This is a genomic window from Aquabacterium sp. (assembly GCF_004297345.1).
GTDB lineage: Bacteria > Pseudomonadota > Gammaproteobacteria > Burkholderiales > Burkholderiaceae_C > Aquabacterium.
In genome coordinates, this window is the sequence record NZ_SCTN01000444.1 from 1 (window position 1) to 6281 (window position 6281).

At 62.7% G+C, this 6281-nt stretch carries 7 protein-coding genes; 4 read left to right on the forward strand and 3 right to left on the reverse strand.

The window, feature by feature from the left end; translation table 11 throughout:
• On the reverse strand, positions 1 to 135 hold a 135-nt coding region (locus EPO09_RS17195), incomplete at its 3' end, for an S-adenosylmethionine:tRNA ribosyltransferase-isomerase (RefSeq protein ID WP_290644853.1).
• Positions 136 to 291: 156 nt separating this feature from the next.
• Here EPO09_RS17195 and recG point away from each other — a divergent pair.
• The gene (gene recG / locus EPO09_RS17200; protein ID WP_290644843.1) at positions 292 to 2445 is read left to right on the forward strand and encodes an ATP-dependent DNA helicase RecG; all 2154 of its coding nucleotides are present in this window, start codon (positions 292 to 294) and stop codon (positions 2443 to 2445) included.
• Between the two features lie 45 nt (positions 2446 to 2490).
• Entirely contained in the window at positions 2491 to 3414 is a 924-nt protein-coding gene (locus tag EPO09_RS17205; RefSeq protein WP_290644845.1) for a LysR substrate-binding domain-containing protein, read from the forward strand.
• Between the two features lie 22 nt (positions 3415 to 3436).
• Here the strand turns inward: EPO09_RS17205 and EPO09_RS17210 are convergent, their stop codons facing one another.
• Both EPO09_RS17210 and EPO09_RS17215 read right to left on the reverse strand, forming a co-directional pair.
• Positions 3437 to 4237 carry a BPSS1780 family membrane protein gene (locus EPO09_RS17210; RefSeq protein ID WP_290644847.1) on the reverse strand — a complete coding sequence of 267 codons (801 nt, stop codon included), beginning with the start codon at positions 4235 to 4237 and terminating at the stop codon, positions 3437 to 3439.
• A gap of 2 nt (positions 4238 to 4239) precedes the next feature.
• Positions 4240 to 5208 carry a homoserine kinase gene (locus EPO09_RS17215; protein ID WP_290644849.1) on the reverse strand — a complete coding sequence of 323 codons (969 nt, stop codon included), beginning with the start codon at positions 5206 to 5208 and terminating at the stop codon, positions 4240 to 4242.
• A 250-nt stretch (positions 5209 to 5458) separates the two neighbouring features.
• Here EPO09_RS17215 and EPO09_RS17220 point away from each other — a divergent pair, with 250 nt between their 5' ends.
• On the forward strand, positions 5459 to 6073 hold the full coding sequence (locus EPO09_RS17220) for an outer membrane beta-barrel protein (RefSeq protein WP_290644851.1): 615 nt from the start codon (positions 5459 to 5461) through the stop codon (positions 6071 to 6073).
• Positions 6074 to 6115: 42 nt separating this feature from the next.
• Positions 6116 to 6281: hypothetical protein (locus tag EPO09_RS17225; protein WP_290644855.1), on the forward strand; the 166-nt coding region annotated here is incomplete at its 3' end.

Consider the following 6281-nt stretch of genomic DNA (forward strand, 5'->3'; position numbering starts at 1 on the left):
ACGGTCGATGGGGGAGGGGCCTCGGCCATCCAGAAGTCTGGAGGCGCTGCGTTCGGCCGCTGGGTGCTGGGCAATCAGTTCGGGCGGCAGCTCGAAATCGAAATCGCTCAGGGAATAGGAAGTAGAGATGGTCATGCCATTGAGGGACGGACGAGTCCCGTGCCAAGGAAACCCGATATTGTCACCCCAAGCGCGGGGCGCTTTGTGACTCGCCCATCGGAGTGGGGGGGCGCCGTGGTGCAGACACGGCACAATCGGTGCCTGTCAGTATTTCGGGCCGGGGAGGCCGCCGTGGCGCCAACTGCGTCTGCCAGCAAAACAAGCAAACAGGAAGCCTGCATGCCCGCCGATGGGCGTGCGGCGGCAACTGCCCGCTCGGCGCCGCAAAAGGCCATGGACAAGCTGGGCCTGGTGCGCGACATCGATCTGGCCTTGCACCTGCCTTTGCGCTACGAGGACGAAACCCGCCTGACCTTGCTGCGCGATGCCCGTGATGGGCAGACGGTGCAGCTTGAGGGGGTGGTGTCCGAGAACCGTATCGAGGCGCGTGGGCGTCGCCAGTTGATCGTGCGGCTGGACGACGGCACCGGTGAGGTCTTGCTTCGCTTCCTGAATTTTTACGGTTCGCAACAAAAGAGTTGGGCGCCGGGTGTACGTTTGCGTGTGCGCGGTGAACTGCGCCATGGTTTCTGGGGCCGCGAGATGGTCCACCCGACTGTGCGCATCGTCAGCGACAACACGCCGTTGGCCGCTTCGCTCACGCCCGTCTACCCAACAGGGTCCGGGCTGCCTCAGGCCTATCTGCGCAAGGCCGTGGCTTCGGCCCTGACGCGTGCGCCGCTGGATGAGTTGATCCCGCCTGAACTGGTGCCAGGGCGCTGGCCGCGCTTGCGTGAGGCGCTGCACTTCCTGCATCACCCGTCGCCGGAGGTGTCGCTGGTAGCGCTGGAAGATCACAGTCACCCGGCCTGGCAACGCCTGAAGTTCGAGGAACTGCTGGCGCAACAGGTCTCGCAGATGAAGGCTCGCGCCGAGCGGGCCCACCTGAAGGCGCCGGTGTTGAGTGCCTTGCCGCAAGGTTTGCGGGATCGCCTGCTGGGCGTGCTGCCATTCGAGCTGACTGGGGCGCAGCGCAAGGTGTGCGAAGAGATCGCGCTGGACTTGCAAAAGCCCCAACCCATGCACCGCCTGTTGCAGGGCGATGTGGGCTCGGGCAAGACCGTGGTGGCGGCACTCGCTGCCGCCGTGGCCATGGACGCTGGCTGGCAATGTGCCTTGATGGCCCCGACCGAAATCCTGGCCGAGCAGCACTTTCGCAAGCTGGTCGGCTGGCTGGAGCCCTTGGGCATCAAGGTGGCCTGGCTCACGGGCAGCCTCAAGGCCAAAGCCAAACGCGAGCAGATTGCCGCCGTGGCTTCCGGCGAGGCTCAACTGGTGGTGGGCACACATGCCGTGATCCAGGACCAGGTCACCTTCGCGCGATTGGGCCTGGCCTTGATCGACGAGCAGCATCGCTTCGGCGTGGCCCAGCGCCTGCAGTTGCGCCGCAAGCTGGAGAGCAGCGAGCTGGAGCCGCATCTGCTGATGATGAGTGCCACGCCCATTCCCCGTACGCTGGCCATGACCTATCTGGCCGATCTGGAAGTGAGCACGATTGATGAGCTGCCGCCTGGGCGAACGCCCATCGTCACCAAGGTGTTTGCAGACACGCGCCGCCCCGAGGTGATCGAACGCATTCGCGACGAGGTGGCGCGCGGCAGCCAGGTGTATTGGGTCTGCCCGCTGATTGATGAAACCGAAGACGGCGACCAGGCCGCAGACGAAGCCGCCGGGCGGGCCAGCAACCGTCGCCCGCCGCTGGATTTGAGCAACGTCACCCAGACGCATCAGGAGCTGAGCGAATCTCTGGCCGGCTTCGGCGTGGGCCTGTTGCACGGGCGCTTGCCGGCCGCCGAGAAGGCCGATGTCATGGCGCGTTTTGCCAGCGGTGAGCTCTCCGTGCTGGTGGCCACCACCGTGATCGAGGTGGGTGTGGACGTGCCCAATGCCAGCCTGATGGTGATCGAACATGCCGAGCGCTTTGGCCTCAGCCAGTTGCACCAGTTGCGTGGTCGGGTGGGGCGCGGTGCCGTGGCCAGCGTGTGTGTGCTGCTGTACGCCTCACCCTTGTCCGACTCCGGCAAGCAGCGCCTCAAGGCCATGGCTGAAACCACGGACGGCTTCGAGATTGCCCGTAGGGATCTGGAGATCCGTGGCCCCGGCGAGTTCATGGGCTCGCGCCAGTCCGGTGCGGCCTTGTTGCGTTTCGCTGATCTCAATGAAGACCAGGGCTTGGTCGCGCGTGCCCGCCAGGCTGCTGAAACCATGCTGCGCCAGCATCCATATGCGGCACAACGGCATGTGGCCCGCTGGCTGGGGCAGAAATCCGAATACCTCAAGGCCTGACCGGGGTAATCCGCTTCACGATCACATCAAGCACAATCGACAGCCATGACCCTGACCGAACTCCGCTACATCGTGGCCGTTGCGCGTGAACGCCATTTCGGGCGTGCCGCAGAGGCCTGTTTCGTGTCGCAGCCAACGCTGTCCGTGGCCGTCAAGAAGCTGGAAGACGAACTTGACGTGAAGCTGTTCGAGCGCGGCAGTTCGGAGATCAGCGTCACGCCGCTGGGTGAAGAAATCGTGCGTCAGGCGCAAGCCGTGCTGGAGCAGGCTCAGGCCATCAAGGAAATCGCCAAGCGTGGCAAGGATCCGCTGGCTGGTGCATTGCGCCTGGGCGTGATCTACACGATCGGGCCTTATCTGCTGCCTGATCTGGTACGTTCGGCCATCGCGCGCGTGCCCCAGATGCCCTTGATGCTGCAGGAGAACTTCACCGTCAAGCTGCTGGAGATGCTGCGTGCCGGTGAGCTCGATTGCGCCATCCTTGCCGAGCCGTTCATGGACAGCAACCTGGCCACCGCACCGCTGTATGACGAGCCTTTCATGGTGGCCGTGCCGCGCACGCATCCGCTGGCGCAGCGCGATCGCATCAGCGCTGAAGAGCTCAAGCGCGAGACCATGTTGCTGCTGGGTGCCGGCCATTGCTTCCGCGATCACGTGCTGGAGGTCTGCCCCGAGTTCGCACGCTTTTCCAGCGACGCAGAAGGCATCCGCAAGAGCTTCGAGGGCTCCTCGCTGGAGACCATCAAGCACATGGTGGCCGCTGGCATGGGCGTGACTGTGGTGCCGATGCTGTCCGTGCCGCCGGAGTCGCATCCACACCTGGTGTTCGTGCCGTTCGAAGATCCCGTCCCGACACGCCGTGTGGTGCTGGCCTGGCGCCGCAGTTTCACGCGTTATGAGGCGATTGCCGCCTTGCGCAATGCCATCTACGCCTGCCCACTGCAAGGCGTCACGCGCTTGTCTGCCTGAGCTTGAAGCGCGTTAGAACGCGTCAAACCGCTGAAGGCGGGGCGACTTCGGGCTGATGGGGTTCAAAGCAATCCACCACCGTGAAGTACAGCGAAGCGTAGAACGAGGCGGCCACCCACATGCTGGCCGTCATCATCACCACGCTGACGAGCATGGGGATAGGCAAAATGGCTGAGACACCTGCCGCCAGCAGCGCCACGCCGGACAGCACACCAAACCAGCCCAAACCGAATACCAAAAACGCGCCCAGATTGCGCCAGCTGGCCATCAGGCTGAAGAAGATGGCCTTGGCCACCGGCATATGGGCCCACAGAATCAGGGCCGGGGCGTGCAGGAACATCAGCGTCACGGGCAAGGTCAGTACCAGTTCCAGCAGCAGCACTTGCTGGACCAAGGGGTCACCGATCATGTCGCCGATGTCCTTGGATTTGTCTTTGATGTTGTCCAGCAGAGCAGGGTCCGGGCCCAGCATGGTGGCCACGGTGACGGCTGCCAGCATGATCAGGCCATAAGCCGCACCCAGCAGCATGAAGGACTTGCGAGTGGCTGGATCCGTCTTGAACGGTTCCACCATCACGGTAGGGGTGACCATCTGTCCGGTCAAAACCCGCCGGGTGCCCAGCATGAAGCCCATCCAGATCGATGGCGCCAGGCAGGTGGCCAGGGCCACGCCGACATCACCGAGCAAAGCGGTCAGCAAGGTGGCGGCCATGAACGACAGACCCAGCAAACCGATATAGCCCAGCGGTTGCTGCCGGCAGGCCAGCATGCCTTGGCGAATCCATACCAGGCCTTGCGAGGCCTTGACCAGTTTGAGTTTCATGTTCAGGCCGCAGTGCCGCGCTGATATGACCAGAGCTTGTTGCGGCGCAGGGTCAGAACCCGCTCGAAATGCGTGGGGTCATGCGGCTGCAGCATCGCCGCATCGCGAGGCAGGTAGAAATCCCACAGGCGTGAGGTCCAAAAGCGCAGGGCTGCAGCGCGCAGCATCGAGGGCAGCAGGAGCAACTCGTCGTCTGTCAGGCAGCGTTGGGCATCGTAGGCCGCCACGAAAGCATGCGCTCGTACCGGGTCCAGCTCACCCGTGGCCAGGTCGATGCACCAGTCATTGAGGCACACGGCGATGTCGAAGCCGAAGGTGTCGCAACCGGCGAAATAGAAATCGAAGAAACCTGAGAGCGCAGGGCCGTCGAACATCACGTTGTCGCGGAACAGATCGGCGTGGATGGGGCCGCGTGGCAGGGCCTTGTAGCTGGCCGAGTCGGCGAGTGACTGCTGGAAGGCCAGTTCGGACTGAATCAGCGCGGATTGATCGGCATTCAGGTGGGGCAGCACGACGGGCACGGTGTCCGTCCACCAAGCCAGCCCGCGCAAATTGGGCTGCTGATGCACGTAATCCTGACCAGCTTCGTGCATGCGGGCCAGCATGGCACCAACTTGGGCGCAATCGGCAGCTTGAGGCGCCAGTTGGTTGCGGCCTTTCAGGCGCGTCACCACGGCAGCGGGCTTGCCCTTGAGCGTATGCAGGATCTCGCCTTTTGCATTGGCCTGTGGCGCTGGCACCGGGATGCCGCGATTGGCCAGGTGGTGCATCAGGTTCAGGTAGAAGGGCAGCTGTTCGTAGCTCAGTCGCTCGAACAAGGTCAGCACATAGTCACCTTTGTCCGTGCTGACAAAGTAATTTGTGTTCTCGATGCCGGAGGTGGCGCCATGCATGGATTGCAGGGTGCCCAGATCCAGGTCGGACAGCAGTCCAGCCGCTTCTTGCGGGGACACTTCAGTGAAAACGGCCATGTGACTTAGTCAAGCATCGAACATCGAAAAGACAGATTCCCACGCTGCAAAAAGGTGCACCAGGGCCAAAAAACCGCAACCAGATGTTGCGATGCCTCATGGCTTAGGCGTAAACCCTCAGGGTTCGGGGGAAGACGAGCGTGTGATTGTAGGAGTCGCTGTGGCAGACTCCGCAGGATATTGAAAACCCCGTCCCACTGTTTCATGGGGGACGTGCATTTTTCCTATAACGAGGAACCGGTTCCGAATCATGAGCACTTCAGCCCCGAGCAAGATTTCCAAGTCCCTGTCCATGCTGGTTGCAGCGTCGTCTCTGGTGAGCCTGTCGGCCATGGCCCAGATGCGTGAGAGCAGCCCCTTGGGAATTTACGGTGGTGGCACCTTCGGTGTGGGCGTTGCGCAATGGCCTTCCAGCGACTCCACCATCAGTGACCGTGCCGTTTTCAGCGGCAAGTTCTTCGGTGGCAAGCGCCTGACCCCTGGCCTGGCTGCTGAAATCAACTACCTGTTCTTCGGTGGCCTGGATCGTGCCAATGACTCGGCCAAGATGGCGGCGACCAATGTGGCGTCGCTGCGTCAGAAAGAGCGTGCGGTTACCCTGAACATCAACTGGGAAGTCGAGTTGCTCAACGATTTCACCAACCAGTTGCGTTTCGGCTGGGCCCGTACCCGCAAGGACCAGCTCATCACCTACGCCAACGGTTCGACCGAGCGCAAGATCAGCTATGACGGCGCGCCTTACCTGGGCGCTGGCATCGGCTTCCAGGCTACGCGTGAAGTGAAGCTGCTGTCGAACTTCGACTACATCGTCAACGGCCACGAAAGCTACTACCTGTTCAGCATCGGTGCTTCTGCCGAATTCTGATGAGCGGTGCGGGGCCGGTGATCTGGCCCCACAATTCGGGGCATGAACGCCCCGGACTCCACATCTCCTTCTCCTGAGTCGTCGCTGCCCGTCCTCCTGCTGGTGGACGGTTCCAGCTACCTCTACCGCGCCTTCCACGCCATGCCCGACCTGCGCGGGCCTCAGGGCGAGCCCACAGGTGCCATGCACGGCGTGGTCAACATGATGG

Bases quoted from the DNA above. Each gene is read 5' to 3' on its own strand.
- EPO09_RS17205 (WP_290644845.1), top strand. From the start codon at position 2,491: ATGACCCTGACCGAACTCCGCTACATCGTGGCCGTTGCGCGTGAACGC.
- EPO09_RS17210 (WP_290644847.1), bottom strand. From the start codon at position 4,237: ATGAAACTCAAACTGGTCAAGGCCTCGCAAGGCCTGGTATGGATTCGC.
- EPO09_RS17215 (WP_290644849.1), bottom strand. From the start codon at position 5,208: ATGGCCGTTTTCACTGAAGTGTCCCCGCAAGAAGCGGCTGGACTGCTG.
- EPO09_RS17220 (WP_290644851.1), top strand. From the start codon at position 5,459: ATGAGCACTTCAGCCCCGAGCAAGATTTCCAAGTCCCTGTCCATGCTG.